Below are 23,783 nucleotides of genomic sequence, written 5' to 3' on the forward strand. Positions count from 1 at the left end.
GCGAGCTCCTTCCGGTTTTCGTATGAAACGTGACGAATGCAAATCGGGGCGTGAACATGAGCACAGGGACAAGTCCAGCCGCAAGCCGCCTCTCCTTCTTGGACAATCTGCTTTGCGATACCTATCCCTGGGGCGAACTCAAGGGCATCAGGCGCTTTATCGTCGAGTTTCTATATTTCGGCATCAAGGAAGCCCGCTCCTGCCTGTTTGCGGGCTTGTTCTTCATCTCGATTTTCGTGATGCCGCATGGCGGGCTGTTCGGCATTCCCCGTTATGACGTATTGCTGGTCATTGCGCTCGGCATACAGTTCTTCATGATCTGGAGCAGGTTGGAAACGCTTGATGAGGCCAAGGCTATCCTGTTGTTCCATATCGTCGGTTTTGCGCTGGAAGTGTTCAAGACCTCCAGCGCCATCCAGTCCTGGTCCTATCCGGATTTCGCCTATACCAAGGTTCTCGGCGTGCCGCTCTTTTCCGGCTTCATGTATGCTGCCGTTGGCAGCTACATCATTCAGGCGTGGCGCCTGCTGGATGTGCGCATTCGCCACTATCCAGCCTATTGGATGGCAACGCTGATCGGGATAGCCGTCTACGCCAACTTCTTCACGCATCACTTCATCGGCGATTACCGCTGGTACATCGCCGCCTGCGCCATCGGCCTCTATTCACGCGCAACTGTCGTCTTCCGGCCCTATGATCGTGATCGCAAGATGCCCCTGCTGCTCGCCTTCATCCTGATCGGCTTTTTCGTCTGGCTGGCGGAAAACATCTCCACCTTCTTCGGCATCTGGAAATATCCCGATCAGATAGGCGCGTGGTCCGTCGTGCATATCGGCAAATGGAGTTCATGGTCGCTGCTGGTCGTCATGACCTTCACCATCGTCGCGCACCTCAAACACATCAAGGGTCGCATCCACGTTCCGGAGTGAGAGAAGAGCGATGAACTATTCCACGACATTTCCGATTATAAAACCCGATAGGATCCTTCCCGAGAAATTGTGGGTGGAGACACTGTGAGCTTTACAACTAAGCGCGTGGGCTTGAAATTTAACTGTAGAACTGCCAGCTTCGTGTTGGCATCCCTGCTGATTGCTTTAGCTGGTTGTGACGGAGATTCGCCCGACCGTTTGCGCAACGATATCCCAAACGGCATCCCCGCTGGCGAAACGGTTTATTACAACACCAAATGGTTTAAATGCGCCGTTGCCATTTACAAACTCGAACCAGGTTTCGTGGATGAGGTTCGACAGAACGGCTTGGCTTCTCTCAATAGAGCGACATCCGCGCCCTGGACTGAGACACCGGCATTCGGAGCGGACGACCGGGGGCGCTGGGTGGTTGATCTAATAGACAGTTTGGATTGCATTGCTGATCAGAAACTGCAAACTCTCTTCCATCGAGCATCAGATGGCGGTGGCTATTTCCAAGTTCAGGAAACAAACTCGACAACTTTGATTGCGCCTGACGAGGGCTTAGTGATGGTTGGTGGATACGAATAGCTGTACCGCTGCCTATCGAATTTAAGCATCCCCTCCCCAACATTCCGTCGCGATGGCGAAAGCTTCAATCGTTCCGCCTGCCGATACCAGAACGCAAAAAACCGGGCGATCTCTCGCCCGGCTTTTTATTCACGACGCCTGAAAGGCGTCAGAACTTACGCAGCTTCAGCAGCAGCAGCTTCTGCAGCAACGCGAGCCTTGTCGGCTGCGCCCTTGGCGTCAACGTCGCGCTCGACGAATTCAACAACGGCGAGAGCCGCGTTGTCGCCCTGTCGGTAGCCTGCCTTCATGATACGCAGGTAGCCGCCGTTGCGGGTTGCGTAACGCGAAGCGATCGCGTCGAACAGCTTGCGAACGGCGTCCTGATCCTTGATCTGCGAGATCGCCTGACGACGAGCGTGCAGGTCGCCGCGCTTGCCGAGAGTGACGAGACGCTCGACGATCGGGCGGATTTCCTTCGCCTTAGGAAGCGTGGTTACGATCTGCTCATGGGTGATGAGCGAAGCAGCCATGTTGGCAAACATTGCCTTGCGGTGGCTGGCGGTTCTATTGAGCTTGCGGCCTGAATTTCCGTGGCGCATTGCTATTCTCCTTTAGTGCAGGTTTCCTATCCGGGCCTGCCGTTTCCTGGCACATGCAGGTGACTTACCTGCTGTTTGACGGGGAAAGGCAGTCTTTAAAGGGTCTGCCTTTTTGCTTGTTAGTATTGGTCTTCGTAACGCTTGGCGAGATCTTCGATGTTCTCAGGCGGCCATGCCGGTACTTCCATACCGAGATGCAGGCCCATGGAAGCGAGAACTTCCTTGATTTCGTTCAGCGACTTGCGACCAAAGTTCGGCGTGCGAAGCATTTCGGCTTCGGTCTTCTGGATCAGGTCGCCGATGTAAACGATGTTGTCGTTCTTCAGGCAGTTTGCCGAACGAACCGACAGCTCGAGCTCGTCGACCTTCTTGAGAAGCGCCGGGTTGAACGCGAGTTCGGTAACCGATTCTTCTTCTGCTTCCTTCTGCGGCTCGTCGAAGTTGACGAAGACGCCGAGCTGGTCCTGAAGAATGCGAGCGGCAAAGGCAACGGCGTCTTCGCCGGAAACCGAACCGTTGGTCTCGATCGTCATGATCAGCTTGTCATAGTCGAGAACCTGGCCTTCACGGGTGTTTTCCACCTTGTAGGACACTTTCTTGACCGGAGAATAGAGGCTGTCCACCGGAATGAGGCCGATCGGGGCATCTTCCGCGCGGTTGCGCTCAGCCGGTACGTAACCCTTGCCGTTGTTGACGGTGAATTCCATGCGGATTTCAGCGCCCTCGTCCAGCGTGCAGATCACGTGGTCGGGGTTCAGTATCTCGATGTCGCCAACCGTCTGGATATCGCCAGCGGTCACGGAACCCGGACCCTGCTTGCGCACGACCATGCGCTTGGAATCGTCACCATCCATCTTGATGGCGATTTCCTTGATGTTGAGCACGATATCCGTCACGTCTTCCCGAACGCCGGGAATGGAGGAGAATTCGTGCAGGACACCGTCGATCTGCACGGCCGTCACAGCGGCGCCACGCAGAGAAGACAACAGAACGCGACGCAGCGCGTTGCCGAGGGTGAGGCCGAAACCACGCTCCAGCGGCTCGGCAACGAGCGTTGCCTTAATGCGGCTGGACGAGGTGAACTCGACCTTGTTCGGCTTGATAAGTTCCTGCCAGTTCTTCTGAATCATCTTTAAACCTTCCGTTCGCCGCCACCATCCAATCGTGACGGACCGAGCATGAAAACACCGAGAGGAACCTAATTCAGCGGTTCATCGGTGGGTTCTTGAGCGCAAGTCCGTCGATCGAAATCGACGCGCACACGCCAGATACACGAAAATTCCGCCAGACCTGAGGAAAGGCGGAATTTCCGAACCACGGTCGCGTCAGACGCGGCGCTTCTTGCGCGGACGGCAACCATTGTGCGGGATCGGCGTCACGTCGCGAATGGAAGTGATCATGAAACCGGCAGCCTGCAGGGCGCGAAGTGCCGATTCACGACCGGAACCCGGACCGCAAACTTCAACTTCAAGCGACTTCATGCCGTGTTCCTGAGCCTTCTTCGCGCAATCTTCAGCAGCGATCTGGGCAGCAAACGGGGTCGACTTACGCGAACCCTTGAAGCCCTTGGCACCAGCGGACGACCAGGCGATAGCATTGCCCTGTGCGTCGGTGATGGTGATCATCGTGTTGTTGAAGGTCGAGTTGACGTGCGCGACGCCCGACGTGATATTTTTACGTTCGCGACGGCGAACGCGTGCGGCTTCCTTGGCCATATTATACCTTTCATTGATCTCTTCACCGCCGTAACACCAGCGGCTACACCGGCGACAAACCCGTATCCGAGCTTTACGCCAAACTCAGAAAGGCTGGCGCAGACCGCACCAGCCTCTCTTTTCCGGAGAACCGGAAAATTACTTCTTCTTACCAGCGATAGCCTTCGCCGGACCCTTACGGGTGCGGGCGTTGGTGTGCGTGCGCTGACCGCGGACCGGAAGGCCACGACGGTGACGCAGGCCGCGGTAGCAGCCGAGGTCCATCAAACGCTTGATGTTCATCGAAGTATCACGACGAAGATCGCCTTCGACCTGATAGTCGCGGTCGATGGCTTCGCGGATCTGAAGAACTTCAGCATCCGTCAGCTGATGAACGCGCTTTTCAGCCGGAATACCGACCTTGGTCATGATTTCCTGCGCGAATTTCGGACCAATCCCGTGAATATAGGTCAGCGCAATAACAACGCGCTTCGCAGTCGGGATGTTGACGCCAGCGATACGTGCCACGTCTTTTCTCCTTGGTTCCAGTTGCCATCCGGCAAGTGGTGATTCCATTTGAGCGGCACGAAACCGCCAGTTCAAAATTGATGTCCGTGACAAGTCAAAACGACTGAACCCGGATCTCCCTTCCCTCAGGGAAATCCGCGCCAGTCGCTTGGGATGTCGCGAGTTGGCGCGGTGTTTAACGGAATCAGCGCAAAAAAGCAACCGGCTCCGCCAAGATTCTTTTGCGATCCAGTGGATCTGTTAACCCGGGAGAGCAGAATATCAGCAGAAAGCCGTTCAAAGCTCTCGCCAACCCGCTCCGGCCCTCAGGCCGAGGCTTTCTCGAGAACGCCCTCAATGGCCTCGGTGACGGCATCGACATCCGCCATGCCATCAAGCGTCACAAGCTCGCCCTGCTCGCTGTAGTAGCTCGACAGCGGCGCGGTTTTTTCGCGATATTCCGTCAGCCGCTTGCGGAAGGCTTCCGGATTGTCGTCCGAACGAACCGTACCGCCGGCGGCGATGGTCTCCGCGACGCGGTTTTCGATTCGGCGAATCAACGCCTCTTCATCCACCTTCAGTTCAATGACGGCATCAAGGGCAAGATTCTTCTTGCGCATGTTCTCGGCAAGCGCCTTGGCCTGCGGAACGGTGCGCGGATAGCCGTCGAGAATAAAGCCCTTGGCACAGTCCGGCGCTTCGATGCGTTCGGAAACGATCTGATTGACGATATCGTCGGAAACCAGCCCGCCGGCGTCCATGACGGCTTTGGCGCGCTTGCCGATTTCGGTGCCCGCGCTGACCGCAGCGCGAAGCATGTCACCGGTGGAAAGCTGCGGGATCCCGTACTTGTCAGTCAGGCGTTTGGCCTGGGTTCCCTTGCCCGCACCCGGCGGACCCAAAAATATCAGTCTCATCGTCCCCTCTTTCCTCCACGCAACTTCGACTTCTTGATCAATCCTTCATACTGCTGCGCGATCAGGTGACCCTGAATCTGCGCAACCGTGTCCAGAGTTACACTGACAACGATCAAAAGCGAAGTACCACCAAGGGCTAACGGAATGCCCGTACGCGCGATAAGTGTCTCAGGAAGGATACACACGAAGACCAGATAAATCGCGCCGACCACGGTGATGCGGGTCAGAACGTAATCGATGTACTCCGCGGTGCGCTCGCCCGGACGAATGCCCGGAATGAAGCCGCCGTGCTTCTTGAGGTTATCGGCCGTGTCCTTCGGATTGAAGACGATAGCCGTGTAGAAAAACGCGAAGAACGCGATCAGCAGACCGTAGAGAGCCATGAACAGCGGCTGCCCGTGCTGCAGCGACGCGATGATGGCCGTCGCCCATGGCGGCAGATTGGTGTTTCCAGCAAAACCGGCAGCCGTCGCGGGCAGAAGCAGCAGCGAGGATGCAAAGATCGCGGGAATGACACCGGCCGTGTTGAGCTTCAGCGGTAGATGCGAGGTGTCGCCCTGGAACATCCGGTTGCCGACCTGGCGTTTCGGATATTGTATCAGCAGGCGGCGCTGGGCGCGTTCCACGAAAACGATCAGCGCGATGACACCGATCGCCACGATGACGACCATGAGGATGAGCGTCGTCGACAGCGCACCGGTACGGCCAAGTTCCAGGGTGCCGGCAAGCGCCTTGGGCAGGCCTGCGGCAATGCCCGCAAAGATGATGAGCGAAATACCGTTGCCGATACCGCGCGAGGTGATCTGCTCGCCGAGCCACATCAGGAACATCGTGCCGCCGAGCAGCGTGATGACGGTGGAGATACGGAAGAACAGGCCGGGATCGACCACAAGACCGTTGCCGCTTTCAAGGCCGACGGCGATGCCGTAGGCCTGCAGCGTACCCAGCAACACCGTGCCGTAGCGCGTGTACTGGTTGATGATCTTGCGGCCGGCTTCGCCTTCCTTCTTCAACGCTTCGAGCGAGGGCACGACCGAGGTCATGAGCTGCACGATGATCGAAGCGGAGATGTAAGGCATGATGCCGAGGGCGAAGATCGCCATACGCTCGACTGCGCCACCCGCAAACATGTTGAAAAGACCGAGAATACCGTTGGCCTGGCCCTGGAAGGCCTGCGCATAGGCTTCTGGGTTCAGACCCGGAAGCGGAATATGGGTGCCGAGACGGTAGACGAGAAGTGCGGCAAGAGTAAACCAGAGACGCTTTTTCAGATCCTCCGCCTTAGCGAAGGTCGAAAAATTCAGGTTCGAAGCCAGTTGTTCCGCTGCTGAAGCCATAAATTTCTCCGAATGACCCTTGCCGGCCAGCGAAACCGGCCAATGCGGAAAGGTCTAAAAATACCGGTTCAAAAACGGGCTTCGGACGAACACGGCATTACGCCGCCATCATGCCTCACCCTGTTTTTTTATGTCCTATCCCCTCCCCTACGGAAGTTCAAGAACTGTGAGGCTCTCCCTGCGGCACTTTATGCCGCAAGCGGCACGCATAACAGCTGTACCGCGAAGAGTTTGCCATGATGCCTCCATAAATCGATTTAGATCGGAGCACCACAAGCCAGGGAGCGCAAACGCCCGGAGCGACCATGCTCCGGGCGTCTGAAGTCTATATATTACTCGGAGGCTTCTGCTGCAACCGCGAGAAGCTTGATCGAGGCGCCAGCCTTCTCAATCTTTTCGAGTGCAGGCTTGGAAGCGCCGGCTACTTCGAAAGCGACCTTGGTCGTCAGTTCGCCGTCAGCGAGAATGCGAACGCCGTCCTTGGTGCGACGGATCACGCCGGCAGCCTTGAGGGCAGCAGCGTCGATCGTTGCGGAAGCGTCGAGCTTCTTGGCGTCGATGGCGGTCTGAATGCGGCCGAGCGATACAACAGCAAATTCGGAAGCGAAGATGTTGTTGAAACCGCGCTTCGGCAGACGACGGTAGATGGGCATCTGACCGCCTTCAAAACCGTTGATGGCGACGCCGGAACGAGCCTTCTGACCCTTCACACCGCGACCACCGGTCTTGCCCTTGCCAGAACCGATACCGCGACCTACGCGGGTACGGTCCTTGGAGGAGCCTTCGTTGTCTCTGATTTCATTGAGTTTCATGATAGGTTACTCCGTCTCACTTCTCGTCAACGACGCGAACGAGATGCTGGACCGCACGGATCATGCCGCGAACCGCAGGAGTATCTTCCAGGGTGCGCTGACGGTGCATCTTGTTGAGACCCAGACCGACCAGCGTCTGACGCTGGATTGCCGGGCGGCGGATGGGGCTGCCGATCTGTTCGACCGTGACAGTCTTCTTGGCTTCAGTAGTCTTCTTGGCCATGATCCAGCTCCTTATTCTTCAGAAGCGTTGCCGGAAGCGGCACGGCGAGACTGAAGGGTCGCATACTTCAGACCGCGCTGTGCAGCGATGTCCTTGGGATGAACCTGATGCTTCAGAGCGTCGAACGTTGCGCGAACCATGTTGTACGGGTTCGAGGAACCGGTCGACTTGGCAACAACGTCGTGAACGCCCAGCGTTTCGAAAACAGCGCGCATCGGACCACCGGCGATGATACCGGTACCGGCCTTGGCCGAACGCAGCAGAACCTTGCCTGCGCCGTGACGGCCATTGACGTCGTGATGCAGCGTGCGGCCATCGCGCAGCGGAACGAAGATCAGATCGCGCTTTGCGCTCTCGGTTGCCTTACGGATGGCTTCCGGAACTTCGCGAGCCTTGCCGTGACCGAAGCCAACGCGGCCCTTCTGGTCGCCGACGACGACGAGAGCGGCGAAGCCGAAGCGACGGCCACCCTTAACAACCTTTGCAACGCGGTTGATCGCGACCAGCTTGTCGACGAATTCGCTATCGCGCTCTTCACGGTTCTGGCGATCGTCGCGAGAACCTCTTTTTTCCTGTGCCATTGTCCTTGTCCTTTTTCTTTTACGGGTGGAACGGCAAACGAAAAGACCACCGGCCTCGATGAAGAGACCCGCATGGCCCGGTGAAAATCCGCCCGGATCATTGTCCGGGCGGATAAAACATTAGAAGTTCAGACCGCCTTCGCGGGCAGCTTCTGCCACAGCCTTGATACGGCCATGATAGATGAACGCGCCACGGTCGAATACGACATCCTTGACGCCAGCCTTGACGCCACGCTCGGCAACGAGCTTGCCTACGACAGCTGCTGCTGCAACGTCGGCGCCGGTCTTGAGCGAGCCGCGTAGATCGGCTTCGAGCGTGGAGGCAGACGCAAGCGTCTTACCAGCAACGTCATCGATGATCTGGGCGTAGATGTTCTTCGACGAGCGATGAACCGACAGGCGCGGACGGCCGTTGGCAACCGCCTTGATCTGGCGGCGCACACGGCTCGCGCGACGTGCAAGTGCTTCTTTCCTGCTAGCCATTTCGCGTGATCCTTACTTCTTCTTGCCTTCTTTGCGGACAATACGCTCTTCAGCGTACTTCACGCCCTTGCCCTTATAGGGCTCGGGACCACGGTATTCGCGGATTTCCGCGGCTACCTGACCGACCTGCTGCTTGTTGATACCGGAAACGATGATTTCCGTCGGCTTCGGCACGGCAATGGTGATGCCGACCGGAGGCTCGTAAACAACATCGTGGCTGAAACCGAGAGCCAGCTGCAGGTTCTTGCCCTGCAGGGCGGCACGGTAACCGACGCCGTTGATTTCGAGCTTGCGTTCGTAGCCGTCCTTAACACCCTTGAAGATGTTCTCGATCATCGTGCGGGACATGCCCCACTTGGAACGAGCATCCTTGGAGTTATTGGCCGGCGTTACGGAAACGCCATTATCTTCGAGTTTCAGCTGAATATCGTCATTAGCGACGAAAAACAGTTCACCCTTCGGGCCCGTAGCAGTGACCTTCTGGCCGTCGACATTGGCCGTAACACCTGCTGGAACCTGAACGGGCTTTTTACCGATACGAGACATTGTTCAATCCTGTCTGTTCGTTATGGAGATCCGTGCTCGGGTCTTAGAAGACCGAGCAAAGAACCTCGCCACCAACGTTCTGTTCGCGAGCTTGGTGATCGGCCATCACGCCCTTCGGGGTCGAAAGGATGGTGATGCCGAGGCCGTTCGCGACCTGCGGAATGGACTTAACCGAGACATAAACTCGGCGGCCCGGCTTGGAAACGCGGCCGATCTCACGGATCACGGACGCGCCTTCGTAGTACTTCAGCTCGATCGTGAATTCGGCCTTGCCGTTTTCGAAATCGCTCTTGGAATAACCGCGAATGTAGCCTTCAGCCTGCAGCACGTCGAGAACGCGTGCACGGAGGCTGGAAGCAGGTGTGCTTACCGAAGACTTACGGCGAGCAGCACCATTGCGGATGCGGGTGAGCATATCACCCAAAGGATCAGTCATGGTCATGTGCCCGTCTCCTTACCAGCTCGACTTGACAATGCCCGGCACCTTGCCGGAATTGCCCAGCTCACGAAGCGCGATACGCGACATCTTGAGCTTGCGATAGAACGCGCGCGGACGGCCCGTTACTTCGCAGCGGTTGCGGATACGCGTCTTCGAGCCGTCACGCGGCAGCGAAGCGAGCTTCAGAGTGGCCTTGAACCGGTCTTCGATCGGAAGGGACTGGTTCATCACGATCGCCTTCAGTGCAGCGCGCTTGGTGGCCTGCTGGGCAACCGAGTTGCGGCGGCGCTTGTTCTTTTCAACTGCGCTTGTTTTCGCCATATCGGAGTTCCTTTTCTACGCTCGTCGTTACGGTTAGGTACGGAACGGGAAGTTGAACTCTGTAAGCAGAGCCCGAGCTTCGTCATCCGACGTCGCCGTCGTGCAAACGATGATGTCCATGCCCCACATCTGATCAACCTTATCGTAGTTGATCTCAGGGAACACAATGTGTTCCTTGATGCCCATGGCGAAGTTGCCACGGCCGTCAAAGCTCTTCGGGTTCAGACCCCGGAAGTCGCGAACGCGCGGCAGCGCGATGTTGACCAGGCGATCAAGGAATTCGTACATGCGTGCGCCACGAAGGGTAACCTTCGCACCGATCGGCATGCCTTCGCGAACCTTGAAACCAGCGATCGAGTTGCGAGCGCGGGTAACGACCGGCTTCTGGCCGGCAATTGCAGCCAGGTCACCGGCAGCGATGGTCGGCTTCTTGGAGTCAGCCGTCGCTTCGCCAACGCCCATGTTGATCACGATCTTTTCAAGCTTCGGGATCATCATCACGTTCGCGTAGGAGAACTTCTCCTGCATGGCGCCACGGATACGGGAAACGTACTCCGTCTTGAGACGCGGCTCGTACTTATCAGCCATCGATCACTTCTCCCGAACGCTTGGCCACGCGGACCTTCTTGCCGTCTACAACAGTGAAGCCAACGCGGGTCGGCTTGCCATCCTTATCGACGATGGCAATGTTGGAGATGTGCAAGGACGCTTCCTTGTTGATGATGCCAGCTTCCTGAGCCTGGGTCTGGCGCTGGTGACGCTTCACCATGTTCACGCCACGCACAACGGCACGGTCTTCTTTCGGCATCACCTGGATTACTTCGCCGGTACGGCCCTTGTCCTTACCGGTCAATACGACAACGTTGTCGCCTTTACGAATTTTCTGCATCGCATACGCTCCTTACAGTACTTCCGGAGCCAGCGAGATGATCTTCATGTGGTTCTTGGCGCGAAGTTCGCGCGGAACCGGTCCGAAGATACGGGTGCCGATGGGCTCTTTCTTATTGTCGATAAGAACGGCTGCGTTGTTATCGAAACGGATGACGCTGCCGTCAGCGCGACGGATGTCCTTGGCGGTGCGAACGACAACCGCCTTCATCACATCGCCCTTTTTGACGCGGCCGCGCGGAATAGCTTCCTTGATGGAAACGACAATAATGTCGCCAACAGAAGCATATTTGCGCTTCGAGCCGCCCAGCACCTTGATGCACATGACACGACGTGCGCCGGAATTATCCGCCACGTCGAGGTTTGTTTGCATCTGAATCATGTCAGGTCGCCTTCTTGTTGTTACCGGAACGGTTGGGCAAACTCTCCCGAGCGAGCCCCCTGCCCCAGCTTATGAATGTCTCTTCATTTGCGCGGAAATGTCGTGACAGGGTGGTTTCCCTAGGGACCTTCCGTGCGCATCAAAGCAAAAGACGCTCGATTCACGAGCGTCCTTGCGGTGCTTCATACAGGATTTCGCGCCAAGTACAAGAGACCCGGCGCGATTCTGATGAAATTAAGCGTGGGCGGAAACGACCGTCCAGCGCTTGTCCTTGGAGATCGGTGCGCATTCCTCGATGGAAACGACATCGCCGACCTTATACTGATTGTTCTCGTCGTGTGCCTTGTACTTCTTCGAACGGCGAACGGTCTTTTGCATGAGCGGGTGAGCGAATCGGCGCTCAACCCGGACCACAACAGTCTTCTCGTTCTTGTCGGACACTACGACGCCCTGCAGAATGCGTTTCGGCATATTATTTTTCCTTAGGCCTTGGCTTCTGCCGCCTTCTGGCGGGCAATGGTTTTAACGCGGGCGATGTCCTTGCGGACTTCGTTGATGCGCGAGGACTTCTCCAGCTGGCCAGTCGCCTTCTGGAAGCGCAGGTTGAACTGCTCCTTCTTCAGATCGGCGAGTTTGTCCTTGAGCTGGTCGGCGCTGAGGCCGCGAACTTCATCGGCTTTCATGTGCCTTGCTCCTTACTCTGCGATGCGCTGTACGAAGCGCGTCTTGACCGAGAGCTTGGCAGCGCCGAGACGAAGCGCCTCGCGGGCGATCTCCTCGGTAACACCGTCGATCTCGAACATCATACGACCGGGCTTGACCTTGCATGCCCAGTATTCGACCGAACCCTTGCCCTTACCCATACGAACTTCGGTCGGCTTGGCCGTTACCGGAACGTCAGGGAATACGCGGATCCACACACGACCTGCGCGCTTCATGTAACGCGTGATCGCGCGGCGGGCCGCTTCGATCTCGCGTGCATTCACGCGGTTCGGTTCCTGCGACTTCAAGCCGAATTCACCGAATGCCAGGTCAAAGCCGCCCTTGGCGACGCCCTTGATGCGTCCCTTGAACTGCTTACGGTACTTAGTACGCTTTGGCTGCAACATTTTCTTACTTCTCCGAGCTTATCTTTCGCCAGCGTCAATCAAGCGTTTTCGCGACGACGATCGGGACGATCGCCACGCTCACGGCTTGCAGGGCCTTGAGCATCGCCTTCGAGACCACGACGTTCAGAAGCCATCGGATCGTGCTCAAGGATTTCGCCCTTGAAGATCCAGACCTTGATGCCGCAGATGCCGAATGCGGTTACGGCTTCAGCCGTACCGTAATCGATGTCCGCACGCAGCGTGTGCAGCGGAACGCGGCCTTCGCGGTACCATTCGGTACGAGCGATTTCAGCGCCACCGAGACGGCCGCCGCAGGTGATCTTGATGCCTTCGGCGCCAAGACGCATTGCGGATTGAACAGCGCGCTTCATCGCACGGCGGAAAGCCACGCGACGCTCGAGCTGCTGGGCGATCGACTGAGCGACGAGAGTCGCGTCGATTTCCGGCTTGCGCACTTCAACGATGTTGAGGTGCGTTTCAGAGTTGGTCATCTCGGAAAGCTTCTTGCGAAGCTTCTCGATGTCTGCGCCCTTCTTGCCGATGATCAGACCCGGACGAGCCGAATGGATCGTAACGCGGCACTTCTTGTGCGGACGCTCGATAACCACCTTGGCGATACCGGCCTGCTTGAGTTCCTTGATCAGGTAAGCCCGGATCTTAAGGTCCTCATGCAGAAGCTTGCCGTATTCGGCGGTGTCAGCGTACCAGCGGCTGTCCCAGGTACGGTTGATGCCGAGGCGGAAGCCGATTGGATTGATTTTCTGACCCATTATGCGGCCTCCCCTTTTTCCTCAACTTCACGAACGACGATCGTGAGGTGAGAGAACGGCTTTTCAATGCGGGATGCACGACCACGGCCACGAGCGTGGAAACGCTTCATGGTGATGGACTTGCCAACATAGGCCTCGGCGACGACGAGAGCGTCGACGTCGAGGTCATGGTTGTTTTCCGCATTGGCAATCGCAGATTCGAGCGTCTTCTTGACGGTCCCTGCGATGCGCTTGCGGGAGAATTCGAGCTCGGCGAGAGCGCGATCAACCTTCTTGCCACGGATAAGAGCGGCAACCAGGTTCAGTTTCTGGGGGCTGACGCGGAGCGTGCGGGCAATGGCCTGAGCCTCATTGTCCTTCAGCCGGCGTTCGGTCTTAGCCTTCGCCATGATTACTTCCTCTTTGCCTTCTTGTCCGCGCCGTGACCGTAATAGGTACGGGTGGGAGAGAATTCACCGAACTTGTGTCCGACCATGTCTTCGTTGACCGAGACGGGCACATGCTTGCTGCCGTTGTACACGCCAAACGTCAGACCGACGAACTGCGGCAGGATCGTGGAGCGACGGCTCCAGATCTTGATTACTTCATTGCGTCCGCTTTCGCGCACCTTCTCAGCTTTAGTGAGAAGATAGCCGTCAACAAACGGACCTTTCCAAACTGAACGAGCCACTTGAGACTTCTCCTCTTACTTCTTGCGCTGATGGCGCGAACGCATGATGAACTTGTCGGTCGACTTGTTCGAACGGGTGCGCTTGCCCTTCGTGGGCTTGCCCCACGGAGTAACCGGGTGGCGACCACCCGACGTGCGACCTTCACCACCACCGTGCGGGTGGTCGACCGGGTTCATGACGACGCCGCGAACGTGCGGACGCTTGCCACGCCAACGCGAACGACCGGCCTTGCCGTCGTTGGTGTTGCCGTGATCGGAGTTCGAAACAGCGCCGATCGATGCCAGGCAGGAGCCGTGCACTAGACGCTGTTCGCCCGAGTTGAGACGCAGGATAGCCATACCGGCATCGCGGCCGACGAGCTGGACATACGTACCGGCGGAGCGGGCGATCTGACCACCCTTACCCGGCTTCATCTCGACGTTGTGGATGATCGAACCGACCGGAATGTTCTGAAGCGGCATAGTGTTGCCGGGCTTCACGTCCACTGCCTTGTCGGAGGCGATTACCTTGTCACCGGCAGCGAGACGCTGTGGCGCGAGAATGTAAGCCTGTTCGCCGTCGGTATACGTAACCAGCGCGATGAACGCGGTGCGGTTGGGGTCGTATTCCAGACGCTCAACGGTGCCTTCCACGTCGAACTTGCGACGCTTGAAGTCCACCAGACGATAGGTCCGCTTGTGACCGCCACCCTGGAACCGGACGGTGATCCGGCCCTGGTTGTTGCGGCCACCCTTGGAGCTGAGGCCCTGGGTGAGGGCCTTTACCGGCTTGCCCTTGTAGAGCGAAGCGCGGTCCACGATAACCAGCTGACGCTGGCTCGGCGTGGTCGGATTGAAACTTTTCAATGCCATATTCTTGTTCCCTTTTGGGTCTTTGCCCGCTTGGGCCTAACCTTTAGAGTCCGGTGGACACGTCGATGGATTGACCTTCGGCGAGCGTAACGACGGCTTTCTTGACGTCTTTCAGCTTACCGGCGAACCCACGGAAACGACGGGTCTTACCCTTGCGGATAAGCGTGTTCACAGCCGTGACTTTGACACCGAAGAGAGCTTCCACGGCAGCCTTGATTTCAGGCTTGGAAGCGCTTTTGGCGACGTTGAATACGACCTGGTTCTGTTCGGATACCAGCGTCGACTTTTCCGTGATCGAAGGAGATACGATCACATCGTAGTGGCGAAGATCCGTCATTTGAACCGCTCCTCCAGAGCCTCTACAGCAGCCTTGGAAAGCACCAGCTTGCCACGACGCAGGATGTCGTAAACATTGATGCCCTGTACCGGCAGAACGTCCACATTCGGAATGTTCTGGGCTGCGAGCTTGAAGTTGCCATCAAGTTCGGCGCCACCGATAACGAGAGCGTTGGTCAGGCCAAGCGAAGCGAAGCTGCCCAGCAGAGCCTTGGTCTTTGCTTCGGACGCGACGAGCTGATCGATGATGATCAGGTCTTCAGCCTTCAGCTTTGCAGACAGGGCGTGACGCAGAGCAAGCGCACGAACCTTCTTGGGAAGATCGTGTGCATGGCTGCGAACGACCGGGCCGTGGGCCTTGCCGCCGCCGCGGAACTGCGGTGCGCGAGCCGAATGGTGACGAGCGCGGCCCGTACCCTTCTGCTTGTACATCTTCGCACCGGTACGGGAAACTTCCGCACGGGTCTTGGTTTTGTGAGTTCCCTGCTGCTTCTTTGCAAGCTGCCAGCGAACCATACGGGCCAGGATGTCCTGGCGGGGATCGAGGCCGAAAATCTCGTCCGACAGAGAAACCTTGCCGGCGTCTTTTCCCTCGAGGGTCTTGACGTTCAATTCCATGATAAGGCTCCCTTACTTCGCGGCCGACTTGACGGCGTCGCGGACGATGATCCAGGCGCCCTTGGAACCGGGAACTGCACCCTTGACGAGGATCAGGCCACGGTCTTCATCGGTCGAAACGACTTCGAGGTTCTGGGTCGTAACGCGTGTCTGGCCCATATGACCAGCCATGCGCTTGCCCTTCCACACGCGGCCCGGATCCTGGTTGTTACCAGTCGAACCGTGCGCACGGTGCGATACGGAGTTACCGTGCGAAGCGCGGCCACCACCGAAGTTGTGACGCTTCATAGCACCGGCAAAACCTTTACCGATCGTTGTACCTGTCACGTCGACCAGCTGGCCGGCCTGAAAATGAGTTGCGGTCAGTGTTGCACCGATATCGATCAGGTTCTCGGGGGAAACCCGGAACTCGACGAGCTTTGCTTTCGGTTCGACATTGGCAGCGGCAAAGTGACCGCGAAGTGCCTTCGTCGTGTTTTTGACCTTGGACTGGCCGGCACCGAGCTGAACTGCGGTGTAGCCATTCTTGTCTTCCGTGCGCTGGGAAACGACTTGTACGTTATCCATCCGCAATACTGTTACGGGAATATGTTCACCGGCGTCGTTGTAGACGCGTGTCATACCCACTTTCTGTGCAATCACACCTGAACGCATTGGTTCATCCTCTTGCGAGCCATGAAGGGAGAACCCTTTTTGGCCTTTGTTAAGGAGTGCCCTTCGACATCTCACGATGTTTCCGGTCTCCGGATTGGAAGTCGTTGGATTTCTCCACGTACCTTCCTTGTTATATGGCCCTCACTTGGATGAGGTCAGGCCAGTCTTAGAGCTTGATTTCCACGTCAACGCCTGCAGCAAGGTCGAGCTTCATCAGAGCATCGACAGTCTGCGGAGTGGGGTTAACGATATCGAGAAGACGCTTGTGCGTCCGCATTTCGAACTGTTCACGGCTCTTCTTATCAACGTGAGGAGAGCGGTTGACGGTAAACTTTTCGATGCGGGTGGGGAGCGGAACCGGGCCGCGAACGCTGGCGCCGGTGCGCTTTGCGGTCGACACGATTTCACGGGTAGAGGCATCGAGGATCCGGTGATCGAACGCCTTGAGGCGGATACGGATATTCTGGCCGTTCATTCGTCTTGTCCTTGTTCTTTGTTATTCGTTTCCGCACGCGGAAACACATGAACTTCTATTGATCGTGGCGCCGCAGATTTTCAAAAATCGAGAGGGATGCGCGTAGCACCCAATCATTTCAGTAGTCTGTATTGCTAAAACACCGCGCTCCGCAATTGCTTGCGAATCCAGCGGGTGAGTGTGAGTGCGCGTTTACGCGCTTTCACAGAATTTTTCAAGCACTAAAAATGCAACGCCGCCAGGCTTTTTTACCAAAAGCCCGGCGGCGGTGTCAGTAACACCGCCGCCGGTCTGAATTTTAACGTCGCGAAATTACTCGACGATCGAGGCCACGATGCCGGCGCCGACGGTACGGCCGCCTTCGCGGATAGCGAAGCGCAGCTTTTCTTCCATCGCGATCGGAACGATCAGCTCGACTTCAACGGTGACGTTGTCGCCAGGCATAACCATTTCCGTGCCTTCCGGCAGCGAAACGATACCGGTCACGTCAGTCGTACGGAAGTAGAACTGCGGACGGTAGTTCGTGAAGAACGGCGTATGACGGCCGCCTTCTTCCTTCGTCAGGATGTAGGCTTCTGCCATGAACTTCTTGTGCGGCTTGACCGAACCCGGCTTGCACAGGATCTGACCACGCTCGACGCCGTCACGGGTAACGCCGCGAACCAGAGCACCGATGTTGTCGCCAGCCTGGCCCTGATCGAGCAGCTTGCGGAACATTTCAACGCCGGTAACCGTCGTCTTCGACGTCGGACGAATGCCGACGATCTCGACTTCTTCACCAACCTTGACAATACCGCGCTCAACGCGACCCGTCACAACCGTACCACGGCCCGAGATCGAGAATACGTCTTCGATCGGCATCAGGAACGGCTGGTCGATCGGACGCTCAGGCGTCGGGATGTAGGCGTCGACAGCGGCCATCAGCTCGCGGATCGCGTCTTCACCAATCTTCTTGTCGGAATCTTCAAGAGCGGCAAGAGCCGAACCCTTGACGATCGGGATATCGTCGCCCGGGAAGTCGTAGGACGACAGAAGTTCGCGAACTTCCAGTTCAACCAGCTCGAGAAGCTCGGCGTCGTCAACCTGATCGACCTTGTTGAGGAACACGACGATTGCCGGAACGCCAACCTGGCGAGCAAGCAGGATGTGCTCGCGCGTCTGCGGCATCGGGCCGTCGGCTGCCGAGCAAACCAGGATCGCGCCATCCATCTGCGCTGCACCGGTGATCATGTTCTTGACGTAGTCGGCGTGGCCGGGGCAGTCAACGTGGGCATAGTGGCGAGCAGGCGTCTCATATTCGACGTGCGCCGTCGAAATGGTGATGCCGCGCGCCTTTTCTTCCGGCGCAGCGTCGATCTGGTCATACGCCTTGTATTCGCCGAAGTACTTCGTGATCGCAGCAGTCAGCGACGTCTTGCCGTGGTCGACGTGACCGATCGTGCCGATGTTGACGTGCGGCTTATTGCGCTCAAACTTGCTCTTTGCCATTAGTGGCTCTCCATTCTTGTCCCTTGACGGGAATAATCTTCAAATCTCTGATGGGGCGTACCCCGATCACTTCTGACCGGAGTACTTTGCCTGGATTTCCTGCGCCACGTTCGACGGAACCGGCGAATAGTGATCGAACGTCATCGAGTACTGCGCGCGGCCCTGCGACATGGAGCGCAGATTGTCGACGTACTTGAACATGTTCGCGAGCGGAACGTGCGCGCTGATCACGATCGTGATGCCACGCGATTCCTGACCCTGGATCTGACCGCGACGCGAGTTCAGATCGCCGATCACGTCACCGACGTAATCTTCAGGGGTCACGACTTCGACCTTCATCATCGGCTCGAGAAGCTGTGCACCAGCCTTCTTTGCTGCTTCACGGAAGCAGGCACGCGATGCGATTTCGAACGCCAGAACCGAGGAGTCAACGTCGTGGTATGCGCCGTCGATCAGGGTCGCCTTGACACCGAGCATCGGGAAGCCAGCGAGCGGACCGGAAGACAGAACGCTTTCGATACCCTTCTGAACGCCCGGGATGTATTCCTTCGGAACAGCACCACCGACGATCTTGGACTCGAACTTGAATTCTTCGCCCTCAGGGTTCGGTTCGAAGACGATCTTCACGCGAGCGAACTGACCGGTACCACCGGACTGCTTCTTGTGCGTGTAGTCTTCTTCGTGCTGACGCGTGATGGTTTCACGGTAGGCAACCTGCGGAGCACCGACGGTTGCTTCAACCTTGAACTCGCGACGCATACGGTCAACGAGAATGTCGAGGTGAAGTTCGCCCATGCCTGCGATGATCGTCTGACCGGATTCTTCATCCGTCTTGACCCGGAACGAAGGATCTTCAGCAGCCAGACGGTTGAGCGCGAGGCCCATCTTTTCCTGGTCGCCCTTGGTCTTCGGCTCGATCGCGATCTGGATGACCGGCTCGGGGAATTCCATGCGCTCGAGGATAACCGGCTTCAGCGGATCGCAGAGCGTATCGCCAGTGGTGGTTTCCTTGAGGCCGGCCAGAGCAACGATGTCGCCAGCAAAGGCTTCTTCGATGTCTTCGCGCGAATTGGAGTGCATCTGCAGCATACGGCCGACGCGCTCACGCTTGTCCTTGACCGTGTTGATGACGGATGTGCCCTTTTCGAGCTTGCCCGAGTAGATACGGGCAAAGGTCAGCGAACCGACGAAGGGGTCGTTCATGATCTTGAAGGCGAGCATGGAAAGCGGCTCGCTGTCGTCGGCATGACGCTCGATATCGGCTTCGGTCTTGAAGTCGATGCCCTTGATCGCCGGAATGTCGGCAGGCGACGGCAGGTAATCGACGACGGCGTCGAGAAGCGGCTGAACGCCCTTGTTCTTGAACGCGGTGCCGCAGAACATCGGGTGGAACTTCACGTCGATGGTGCCGCGACGCACGAGTGCGCGGATCTTCTCGTTGTCGGGCATGATGCCGTTCAGGTAGTCTTCCATCGCCTGTTCGTCGACTTCGACAACCGTCTCGATCAGCTTTTCGCGATATTCGTCAGCCTTGGCCTTCATATCATCAGGGATTTCAACGACGTCCCACTGAGCGCCGAGCGACTCGTCGCGCCAGATGAGTGCGTTCATCTCGATCAGGTCGATAACGCCCTTGAACTCGGTCTCAGCGCCGATCGGCAGCTGCATGACAACGGCGATGGCGCCGAGACGGGTCTTGATCATCTCTACCGAGCGGTAGAAGTCAGCGCCGGTCTTGTCCATCTTGTTGCAGAAGATCATACGCGGAACGTTGTACTTCTCAGCCTGACGCCAGACGGTTTCCGTCTGCGGCTCTACACCGGCGTTGGCGTCGAGCAGAGCGATGGCACCGTCGAGAACGCGCAGCGAACGCTCGACTTCAATGGTGAAGTCGACGTGGCCGGGGGTGTCGATGATGTTGAAGCGGCGCATCTTGCCGTCGCGACCCTTCCAGAAGGTCGTGGTGGCTGCGGAGGTGATGGTGATACCACGCTCCTGCTCCTGCTCCATCCAGTCCATCGTGGCAGCGCCATCATGGACTTCGCCGATCTTGTGCGACTTACCGGTGTAATAAAGAATACGCTCGGTGGTCGTGGTCTTGCCGGCGTCGATATGCGCCATGATACCGAAATTGCGGTAGTCTTCGATTTTATATTCGCGAGCCATAATGGACTGCCTTTCGATATGCGACCGTTTAAGATTACCAGCGGTAATGCGAGAATGCGCGGTTAGCGTCGGCCATCTTGTGCGTGTCTTCACGCTTCTTGACAGCAGAACCGCGGTTGTTCGCAGCGTCCATGAGTTCGCCCGAAAGGCGATCGACCATGGTCGTTTCGTTACGCTTGCGAGCAGCAATGATCAGCCAGCGGATGGCGAGAGCCTGACGGCGCTCCGGACGAACGTCGACCGGAACCTGATACGTGGCACCACCAACGCGGCGCGAACGCACTTCAACGTGCGGAGCAACGTTGTCGAGGGCGGAATGGAACACGCCGAGCGGCTCCTGCTTCGTCTTGCCCTGAACGACGTCGAACGCGCCGTAAACGATGCTTTCTGCAACGGACTTCTTGCCATGAAGCATGATGGCATTCATGAACTTGGTGACGATCAGATCGCCGAACTTCGGATCCGGGTTGATCTCACGCTTTTCTGCACTATGGCGACGGGACATATTCTTTGTCTCTCAATGTTATTGACGCTAAACCACGCGGAGAACCTCGCGCAGCGCCTGATTGTTGTTGCCGAAAATTACTTCGGACGCTTCGCACCGTACTTCGAACGGCGCTGCTTGCGGTTCTTGACGCCCTGGGTATCGAGAACACCGCGGATGATGTGGTAACGCACGCCCGGCAAGTCCTTTACGCGGCCGCCGCGGATCATGACCACGGAGTGTTCCTGAAGGTTGTGACCTTCGCCAGGAATGTAGCCGATGACTTCGAAGCCGTTGGTGAGGCGGATCTTGGCAACCTTACGCAGAGCCGAGTTCGGCTTCTTCGGGGTCGTCGTGTAAACGCGGGTGCAAACACCACGCTTCTGCGGGTTTTCCTGAAGTGCAGGAACCTTGTTGCGCTTTACCTGTGCCTGGCGGGGCTTGCGGATCAGCTGGTTTACGGTAGGCATATAACCATCCCTTGCAAAAACTACTTTAGCCACCCTCACGGGTGGCGGCTATGCCGTTTCCGGCGACGAAGCACGCATATATCCTCATGCGCAAAACGTGGCCCGATCCGTTTTCACGGATGGACCACCAAGAGCAGAGGACGCCGGATGAGGCGTCTTGCGTGCAACATTCGTGTCTTCTACGTGCAATGGAGTTCTGTTTGAGATGAGGTTCGGGAAAAACCTTCCCAAACGGCCAGCACCCACAGAGGCTCCGATGGCGGGCGTACTACTGTTTTAGCCAGCTTTCGTCAAGGGTGAATCCGCATTTTGCGCGGGCGCCCTTGGCCACAAAGCCCGCGCGCAGGCCATTTCTCCCTCCTTCTAACATAAGTCATCGCCGACAACAGCGATTTTGACCTCCGGCCTTTGGCTTTTCACAAAATCCGTCTATTGATTCCCTCAAGCGGGCCGGAGCTGGCCCTGCCGCGTGCAAGACCGATTCCGGCCGGCCCGCACACACCACAACGACATATCAAGGAACCGCGTCATGACCACCCTCCCCGACAACGACAACGGACGCGACGAGCCGATGGTCTTCATCGTCATCGGCAAGGCTTACGAACACGACAATTCCGACGGCATCGACATCCACGTCATTCTGCGGGCGCCGGACGACGATACCGCCGTGCGCGAAACGCTGAACGCGCTTTCCGAGGAGGGCTTCATCGAGGCGGACCTCGACCAGATCGGCATGTTGACCGAAGTACCGGATGAAGAGCCGCACGCCTCCGCCTATCAGGGTGCGCTCGAGGGCGAAGTGGCCATCATCCGTTTCGCCTGAGGCTGGCCCCGATGGCGGTGAAGCGCATCGTCGCCAACATCGCGACACCCGACCTTGCAGGGGCGGGTGTCTTCTATGGTGAGATTCTCGGCATGACCGTCGCCATGGATCACGGTTGGATCGCGACCTATGCAAGTCCTCTTGAAACGGTGGCCCAGATCAGCTTCGCCCGCGAAGGCGGTTCCGGCACGGCCGTCCCGGACCTTTCCATCGAGGTCGACAATTTCGACGAGGTCCACGCCAAAATCCTGAAAGCGGAACTGCCGGTCGAATACGGCCCCGTCAACGAAATATGGGGCGTCCGCCGCCTGTTCCTGCGCGATCCCTTCGGCAAGCTTGTTAATATATTAAGTCACTCATAGAATATATACTATAAATATAGTAGTATTATTTGTATTTCTATTGAATAACGCAAAGACATGAGCATAGAATAATCCAGGCGCATATTTCGGTGGCGGGTTGGATAATATATCTTCGGCAGACATTATCGATGACATCTACGAGGCGGCGCTTTTCCCCGACCGCTGGCCGAAGGTCTTAGCCACAATCGGCCACCGGCTCGATTTCTGGGGCGGCGCCCTCACCTGGGGCAAGGGCGATGAGGAAGTTTGGCTCTTCACGCCCAGTTTCCAGGAACTGATGCAAGCCTTCATGAAGGATGGCTGGAACCACCGCAACGATCGCCTTACCCGCGCCGTCCGCGAGGGACAATTTTCCTTCGTGCACGATTTCGATATTTTCACCCATGCCGAATGGGTGGGGCTGCCGATCGTGCGCGATTTCCTCATGCCGCGCGGACTGGGATATGGCGTGGCGACGCAGGTCGCTCCACCGGACCATCCTGAAATGACGATACTCTTCGAACGCAGGCTCGACAGTGGCGTCATCGGCCCGGAGACCATGGCGGCGCTCGGCTGGCTGAGGCCGCATATCGCCCGCAGCCTCACGCTGGCAACACAGTTGCAGCGCCAGAAGGCCGACGCCATGACGCTCGGCCTCAACGCGATCGGCGCGCCGGCAGCGGTGCTACAGGCAAGCGGACGCGTTCTTTCCGCCAACAACCTGTTTCAGACGATCAAGAAATGTATTTCCATCCGGGCCCGCGACAGGATTTTAATCTTCGACGAGAGATTAAACCGATTGCTCTACAAGGCGCTCGCCGGGCATGGCGTCAGTTCCTTCCCTTTGCCGACCAGCGAAGACAGGGCCTGCATCCTTCATGTCATACCGCTGCGCAAGGACGCGCTGGATCTCTCCCCGAACGGCAGCGCCATCCTGCTGATATCGCAGCCAACGGGCACCATTGCCGATGCCACGCCGCTGCTGAAGGGACTTTACGATCTGACCAAGGGCGAAGCCCGTGTCGCCGTGGAAATCATGAAGGGCCTTTCATTGCCTTCCGTGGCGAAGCAACTCCAAATTTCCCACGAAACGGTTCGCAGCAACGCCAAGTCTATCTATGCAAAAACCGGCAGCACCGGCCAGACCGACCTCGTTCGCCAGCTTTCCGTTTTGACGCGCTACACCATCGGCGAACAGAGCTGATCTCGTGAAGCCGCCGGCAATCTGAAAGACCAGACCGGGCCTCGAATCTTTCCGGAACAAAAAAAACGCCCGGATTGCTCCGGGCGTTTCCATTTAACTTTGGCGGGGCCTCG

The 23,783-nt window shown here is 57.5% G+C and carries 36 protein-coding genes; 5 read left to right on the forward strand and 31 right to left on the reverse strand.

Features of this window, described 5'->3' with window-relative positions; genetic code table 11:
• The first annotated feature begins 56 nt into the window (after positions 1–56).
• Both QSK43_RS04840 and QSK43_RS04845 read left to right on the forward strand, forming a co-directional pair.
• Positions 57–929 (forward strand): DUF817 domain-containing protein, encoded by an 873-nt coding sequence (locus tag QSK43_RS04840; protein ID WP_332302504.1) that lies wholly within the window; start codon positions 57–59, stop codon positions 927–929.
• Between the two features lie 84 nt (positions 930–1,013).
• Positions 1,014–1,499: a hypothetical protein gene (locus tag QSK43_RS04845; RefSeq protein ID WP_332302505.1), complete on the forward strand. Its 486-nt coding sequence runs from the start codon at positions 1,014–1,016 to the stop codon at positions 1,497–1,499.
• Positions 1,500–1,654: 155 nt separating this feature from the next.
• On the opposite strand, the gene rplQ is transcribed toward QSK43_RS04845, so the two are convergent.
• The 31 genes from rplQ to rpsL form a co-directional block, all read right to left on the reverse strand.
• On the reverse strand, positions 1,655–2,080 hold the full coding sequence (rplQ, locus tag QSK43_RS04850) for a 50S ribosomal protein L17 (protein ID WP_006313985.1): 426 nt from the start codon (positions 2,078–2,080) through the stop codon (positions 1,655–1,657).
• Between the two features lie 119 nt (positions 2,081–2,199).
• Positions 2,200–3,210 carry a DNA-directed RNA polymerase subunit alpha gene (locus QSK43_RS04855; RefSeq protein WP_045024682.1) on the reverse strand — a complete coding sequence of 337 codons (1,011 nt, stop codon included), beginning with the start codon at positions 3,208–3,210 and terminating at the stop codon, positions 2,200–2,202.
• A 195-nt stretch (positions 3,211–3,405) separates the two neighbouring features.
• On the reverse strand, positions 3,406–3,795 hold the full coding sequence (gene rpsK, locus QSK43_RS04860; protein ID WP_003495225.1) for a 30S ribosomal protein S11: 390 nt from the start codon (positions 3,793–3,795) through the stop codon (positions 3,406–3,408).
• A 138-nt stretch (positions 3,796–3,933) separates the two neighbouring features.
• A complete protein-coding gene (gene rpsM / locus QSK43_RS04865; protein ID WP_045024684.1) occupies positions 3,934–4,302 on the reverse strand; it encodes a 30S ribosomal protein S13 in 369 nt (122 codons plus the stop codon).
• Between the two features lie 305 nt (positions 4,303–4,607).
• The gene (locus tag QSK43_RS04870; RefSeq protein ID WP_045024685.1) at positions 4,608–5,198 is read right to left on the reverse strand and encodes an adenylate kinase; all 591 of its coding nucleotides are present in this window, start codon (positions 5,196–5,198) and stop codon (positions 4,608–4,610) included.
• Positions 5,195–6,535 (reverse strand): preprotein translocase subunit SecY, encoded by a 1,341-nt coding sequence (gene secY / locus QSK43_RS04875; RefSeq protein ID WP_045024687.1) that lies wholly within the window; start codon positions 6,533–6,535, stop codon positions 5,195–5,197. Before secY ends, QSK43_RS04870 begins: the two co-directional genes overlap by 4 nt.
• Before the next feature lie 332 nt (positions 6,536–6,867).
• The gene (gene rplO / locus QSK43_RS04880) at positions 6,868–7,347 is read right to left on the reverse strand and encodes a 50S ribosomal protein L15 (RefSeq protein WP_045024688.1); all 480 of its coding nucleotides are present in this window, start codon (positions 7,345–7,347) and stop codon (positions 6,868–6,870) included.
• A gap of 16 nt (positions 7,348–7,363) precedes the next feature.
• The gene (rpmD, locus tag QSK43_RS04885; protein ID WP_003495212.1) at positions 7,364–7,570 is read right to left on the reverse strand and encodes a 50S ribosomal protein L30; all 207 of its coding nucleotides are present in this window, start codon (positions 7,568–7,570) and stop codon (positions 7,364–7,366) included.
• A gap of 11 nt (positions 7,571–7,581) precedes the next feature.
• Positions 7,582–8,151, reverse strand: coding sequence for a 30S ribosomal protein S5 (rpsE, locus tag QSK43_RS04890; protein ID WP_003516126.1), 570 nt, complete (start codon positions 8,149–8,151; stop codon positions 7,582–7,584).
• 120 nt (positions 8,152–8,271) lie between these two features.
• On the reverse strand, positions 8,272–8,634 hold the full coding sequence (gene rplR / locus QSK43_RS04895) for a 50S ribosomal protein L18 (protein WP_003516127.1): 363 nt from the start codon (positions 8,632–8,634) through the stop codon (positions 8,272–8,274).
• Positions 8,635–8,646: 12 nt separating this feature from the next.
• On the reverse strand, positions 8,647–9,180 hold the full coding sequence (gene rplF / locus QSK43_RS04900) for a 50S ribosomal protein L6 (protein WP_045024689.1): 534 nt from the start codon (positions 9,178–9,180) through the stop codon (positions 8,647–8,649).
• A gap of 43 nt (positions 9,181–9,223) precedes the next feature.
• Entirely contained in the window at positions 9,224–9,622 is a 399-nt protein-coding gene (rpsH, locus tag QSK43_RS04905) for a 30S ribosomal protein S8 (protein WP_045024690.1), read from the reverse strand.
• Between the two features lie 12 nt (positions 9,623–9,634).
• Positions 9,635–9,940: a 30S ribosomal protein S14 gene (rpsN, locus tag QSK43_RS04910; protein WP_045024691.1), complete on the reverse strand. Its 306-nt coding sequence runs from the start codon at positions 9,938–9,940 to the stop codon at positions 9,635–9,637.
• 33 nt (positions 9,941–9,973) lie between these two features.
• Complete coding sequence (gene rplE, locus QSK43_RS04915) at positions 9,974–10,528, reverse strand: 50S ribosomal protein L5 (RefSeq protein ID WP_045024692.1); 555 nt, start codon at positions 10,526–10,528, stop codon at positions 9,974–9,976.
• A complete protein-coding gene (gene rplX / locus QSK43_RS04920; protein ID WP_045017086.1) occupies positions 10,521–10,829 on the reverse strand; it encodes a 50S ribosomal protein L24 in 309 nt (102 codons plus the stop codon). The genes rplE and rplX overlap by 8 nt, the downstream gene beginning before the upstream one ends.
• Before the next feature lie 12 nt (positions 10,830–10,841).
• A complete protein-coding gene (rplN, locus tag QSK43_RS04925) occupies positions 10,842–11,210 on the reverse strand; it encodes a 50S ribosomal protein L14 (protein WP_003495199.1) in 369 nt (122 codons plus the stop codon).
• A 234-nt stretch (positions 11,211–11,444) separates the two neighbouring features.
• Complete coding sequence (gene rpsQ / locus QSK43_RS04930; protein WP_045024693.1) at positions 11,445–11,681, reverse strand: 30S ribosomal protein S17; 237 nt, start codon at positions 11,679–11,681, stop codon at positions 11,445–11,447.
• 11 nt (positions 11,682–11,692) lie between these two features.
• Entirely contained in the window at positions 11,693–11,893 is a 201-nt protein-coding gene (rpmC, locus tag QSK43_RS04935) for a 50S ribosomal protein L29 (RefSeq protein WP_003495193.1), read from the reverse strand.
• A 12-nt stretch (positions 11,894–11,905) separates the two neighbouring features.
• Positions 11,906–12,319, reverse strand: a complete 414-nt coding sequence (gene rplP, locus QSK43_RS04940; protein WP_006313973.1) for a 50S ribosomal protein L16 — start codon at positions 12,317–12,319, stop codon at positions 11,906–11,908.
• Between the two features lie 38 nt (positions 12,320–12,357).
• Positions 12,358–13,089 carry a 30S ribosomal protein S3 gene (gene rpsC / locus QSK43_RS04945; RefSeq protein WP_045024695.1) on the reverse strand — a complete coding sequence of 244 codons (732 nt, stop codon included), beginning with the start codon at positions 13,087–13,089 and terminating at the stop codon, positions 12,358–12,360.
• Positions 13,089–13,478 carry a 50S ribosomal protein L22 gene (gene rplV, locus QSK43_RS04950; protein WP_003495184.1) on the reverse strand — a complete coding sequence of 130 codons (390 nt, stop codon included), beginning with the start codon at positions 13,476–13,478 and terminating at the stop codon, positions 13,089–13,091. Before rplV ends, rpsC begins: the two co-directional genes overlap by 1 nt.
• 2 nt (positions 13,479–13,480) lie before the next feature.
• Positions 13,481–13,759: a 30S ribosomal protein S19 gene (gene rpsS, locus QSK43_RS04955; protein ID WP_003507772.1), complete on the reverse strand. Its 279-nt coding sequence runs from the start codon at positions 13,757–13,759 to the stop codon at positions 13,481–13,483.
• Positions 13,760–13,774: 15 nt separating this feature from the next.
• A complete protein-coding gene (gene rplB / locus QSK43_RS04960) occupies positions 13,775–14,611 on the reverse strand; it encodes a 50S ribosomal protein L2 (protein ID WP_045024697.1) in 837 nt (278 codons plus the stop codon).
• Between the two features lie 43 nt (positions 14,612–14,654).
• On the reverse strand, positions 14,655–14,948 hold the full coding sequence (locus QSK43_RS04965) for a 50S ribosomal protein L23 (protein WP_003495178.1): 294 nt from the start codon (positions 14,946–14,948) through the stop codon (positions 14,655–14,657).
• Positions 14,945–15,565 carry a 50S ribosomal protein L4 gene (rplD, locus tag QSK43_RS04970; RefSeq protein ID WP_045024699.1) on the reverse strand — a complete coding sequence of 207 codons (621 nt, stop codon included), beginning with the start codon at positions 15,563–15,565 and terminating at the stop codon, positions 14,945–14,947. The genes QSK43_RS04965 and rplD overlap by 4 nt, the downstream gene beginning before the upstream one ends.
• A 12-nt stretch (positions 15,566–15,577) precedes the next feature.
• On the reverse strand, positions 15,578–16,219 hold the full coding sequence (gene rplC, locus QSK43_RS04975; RefSeq protein WP_003516149.1) for a 50S ribosomal protein L3: 642 nt from the start codon (positions 16,217–16,219) through the stop codon (positions 15,578–15,580).
• Positions 16,220–16,385: 166 nt separating this feature from the next.
• On the reverse strand, positions 16,386–16,694 hold the full coding sequence (rpsJ, locus tag QSK43_RS04980) for a 30S ribosomal protein S10 (RefSeq protein ID WP_045024701.1): 309 nt from the start codon (positions 16,692–16,694) through the stop codon (positions 16,386–16,388).
• Between the two features lie 312 nt (positions 16,695–17,006).
• Positions 17,007–18,182 (reverse strand): elongation factor Tu, encoded by a 1,176-nt coding sequence (tuf, locus tag QSK43_RS04985; RefSeq protein ID WP_332302506.1) that lies wholly within the window; start codon positions 18,180–18,182, stop codon positions 17,007–17,009.
• Between the two features lie 66 nt (positions 18,183–18,248).
• Positions 18,249–20,348 carry an elongation factor G gene (gene fusA, locus QSK43_RS04990; protein WP_045024931.1) on the reverse strand — a complete coding sequence of 700 codons (2,100 nt, stop codon included), beginning with the start codon at positions 20,346–20,348 and terminating at the stop codon, positions 18,249–18,251.
• A gap of 34 nt (positions 20,349–20,382) precedes the next feature.
• Entirely contained in the window at positions 20,383–20,853 is a 471-nt protein-coding gene (gene rpsG / locus QSK43_RS04995) for a 30S ribosomal protein S7 (RefSeq protein WP_045024933.1), read from the reverse strand.
• A 77-nt stretch (positions 20,854–20,930) separates the two neighbouring features.
• Positions 20,931–21,302: a 30S ribosomal protein S12 gene (rpsL, locus tag QSK43_RS05000; protein ID WP_003507760.1), complete on the reverse strand. Its 372-nt coding sequence runs from the start codon at positions 21,300–21,302 to the stop codon at positions 20,931–20,933.
• Positions 21,303–21,831: 529 nt separating this feature from the next.
• Between rpsL and QSK43_RS05005 the strand changes: the two genes are divergently transcribed.
• The 3 genes from QSK43_RS05005 (at position 21,832) to QSK43_RS05015 (ending at position 23,670) form a co-directional block, all read left to right on the forward strand.
• Positions 21,832–22,125 carry a hypothetical protein gene (locus QSK43_RS05005; protein WP_045024935.1) on the forward strand — a complete coding sequence of 98 codons (294 nt, stop codon included), beginning with the start codon at positions 21,832–21,834 and terminating at the stop codon, positions 22,123–22,125.
• An 11-nt stretch (positions 22,126–22,136) separates the two neighbouring features.
• Positions 22,137–22,487, forward strand: a complete 351-nt coding sequence (locus QSK43_RS05010) for a VOC family protein (protein WP_332302507.1) — start codon at positions 22,137–22,139, stop codon at positions 22,485–22,487.
• 97 nt (positions 22,488–22,584) lie between these two features.
• Positions 22,585–23,670, forward strand: coding sequence for a helix-turn-helix transcriptional regulator (locus tag QSK43_RS05015; protein WP_332302508.1), 1,086 nt, complete (start codon positions 22,585–22,587; stop codon positions 23,668–23,670).
• The last annotated feature ends 113 nt before the right edge of the window (positions 23,671–23,783 follow it).

This window comes from Rhizobium sp. GR12 (assembly GCF_036596185.1).
GTDB lineage: Bacteria > Pseudomonadota > Alphaproteobacteria > Rhizobiales > Rhizobiaceae > Agrobacterium > Agrobacterium nepotum.

Excerpts from the sequence above, each read along its gene's own strand:
- rpsN (WP_045024691.1), bottom strand. The coding sequence starts at position 9,940 with ATGGCGAAAACAAGCGCAGTTGAAAAGAACAAGCGCCGCCGCAACTCG.
- rplE (WP_045024692.1), bottom strand. The coding sequence starts at position 10,528 with ATGGCTGATAAGTACGAGCCGCGTCTCAAGACGGAGTACGTTTCCCGT.
- QSK43_RS04965 (WP_003495178.1), bottom strand. The coding sequence starts at position 14,948 with ATGACGGATCTTCGCCACTACGATGTGATCGTATCTCCTTCGATCACG.
- rpsE (WP_003516126.1), bottom strand. The coding sequence starts at position 8,151 with ATGGCACAGGAAAAAAGAGGTTCTCGCGACGATCGCCAGAACCGTGAA.
- rpmC (WP_003495193.1), bottom strand. The coding sequence starts at position 11,893 with ATGAAAGCCGATGAAGTTCGCGGCCTCAGCGCCGACCAGCTCAAGGAC.
- QSK43_RS05005 (WP_045024935.1), top strand. The coding sequence starts at position 21,832 with ATGACCACCCTCCCCGACAACGACAACGGACGCGACGAGCCGATGGTC.
- rpsG (WP_045024933.1), bottom strand. The coding sequence starts at position 20,853 with ATGTCCCGTCGCCATAGTGCAGAAAAGCGTGAGATCAACCCGGATCCG.
- rplX (WP_045017086.1), bottom strand. The coding sequence starts at position 10,829 with ATGCAGAAAATTCGTAAAGGCGACAACGTTGTCGTATTGACCGGTAAG.
- rplP (WP_006313973.1), bottom strand. The coding sequence starts at position 12,319 with ATGTTGCAGCCAAAGCGTACTAAGTACCGTAAGCAGTTCAAGGGACGC.
- QSK43_RS04840 (WP_332302504.1), top strand. The coding sequence starts at position 57 with ATGAGCACAGGGACAAGTCCAGCCGCAAGCCGCCTCTCCTTCTTGGAC.
- rplQ (WP_006313985.1), bottom strand. The coding sequence starts at position 2,080 with ATGCGCCACGGAAATTCAGGCCGCAAGCTCAATAGAACCGCCAGCCAC.
- rpsL (WP_003507760.1), bottom strand. The coding sequence starts at position 21,302 with ATGCCTACCGTAAACCAGCTGATCCGCAAGCCCCGCCAGGCACAGGTA.
- rplF (WP_045024689.1), bottom strand. The coding sequence starts at position 9,180 with ATGTCTCGTATCGGTAAAAAGCCCGTTCAGGTTCCAGCAGGTGTTACG.
- rplR (WP_003516127.1), bottom strand. The coding sequence starts at position 8,634 with ATGGCTAGCAGGAAAGAAGCACTTGCACGTCGCGCGAGCCGTGTGCGC.
- rplV (WP_003495184.1), bottom strand. The coding sequence starts at position 13,478 with ATGGCGAAGGCTAAGACCGAACGCCGGCTGAAGGACAATGAGGCTCAG.
- rplO (WP_045024688.1), bottom strand. The coding sequence starts at position 7,347 with ATGAAACTCAATGAAATCAGAGACAACGAAGGCTCCTCCAAGGACCGT.
- QSK43_RS04870 (WP_045024685.1), bottom strand. The coding sequence starts at position 5,198 with ATGAGACTGATATTTTTGGGTCCGCCGGGTGCGGGCAAGGGAACCCAG.
- rplN (WP_003495199.1), bottom strand. The coding sequence starts at position 11,210 with ATGATTCAGATGCAAACAAACCTCGACGTGGCGGATAATTCCGGCGCA.
- tuf (WP_332302506.1), bottom strand. The coding sequence starts at position 18,182 with ATGGCAAAGAGCAAGTTTGAGCGCAATAAGCCGCACGTCAACATCGGC.
- rpsC (WP_045024695.1), bottom strand. The coding sequence starts at position 13,089 with ATGGGTCAGAAAATCAATCCAATCGGCTTCCGCCTCGGCATCAACCGT.
- fusA (WP_045024931.1), bottom strand. The coding sequence starts at position 20,348 with ATGGCTCGCGAATATAAAATCGAAGACTACCGCAATTTCGGTATCATG.
- rplC (WP_003516149.1), bottom strand. The coding sequence starts at position 16,219 with ATGCGTTCAGGTGTGATTGCACAGAAAGTGGGTATGACACGCGTCTAC.
- rpmD (WP_003495212.1), bottom strand. The coding sequence starts at position 7,570 with ATGGCCAAGAAGACTACTGAAGCCAAGAAGACTGTCACGGTCGAACAG.
- rpsH (WP_045024690.1), bottom strand. The coding sequence starts at position 9,622 with ATGACCATGACTGATCCTTTGGGTGATATGCTCACCCGCATCCGCAAT.
- secY (WP_045024687.1), bottom strand. The coding sequence starts at position 6,535 with ATGGCTTCAGCAGCGGAACAACTGGCTTCGAACCTGAATTTTTCGACC.
- rpsJ (WP_045024701.1), bottom strand. The coding sequence starts at position 16,694 with ATGAACGGCCAGAATATCCGTATCCGCCTCAAGGCGTTCGATCACCGG.
- QSK43_RS05010 (WP_332302507.1), top strand. The coding sequence starts at position 22,137 with ATGGCGGTGAAGCGCATCGTCGCCAACATCGCGACACCCGACCTTGCA.
- rpsK (WP_003495225.1), bottom strand. The coding sequence starts at position 3,795 with ATGGCCAAGGAAGCCGCACGCGTTCGCCGTCGCGAACGTAAAAATATC.
- rplD (WP_045024699.1), bottom strand. The coding sequence starts at position 15,565 with ATGGAATTGAACGTCAAGACCCTCGAGGGAAAAGACGCCGGCAAGGTT.
- rplB (WP_045024697.1), bottom strand. The coding sequence starts at position 14,611 with ATGGCATTGAAAAGTTTCAATCCGACCACGCCGAGCCAGCGTCAGCTG.
- rpsQ (WP_045024693.1), bottom strand. The coding sequence starts at position 11,681 with ATGCCGAAACGCATTCTGCAGGGCGTCGTAGTGTCCGACAAGAACGAG.
- QSK43_RS04855 (WP_045024682.1), bottom strand. The coding sequence starts at position 3,210 with ATGATTCAGAAGAACTGGCAGGAACTTATCAAGCCGAACAAGGTCGAG.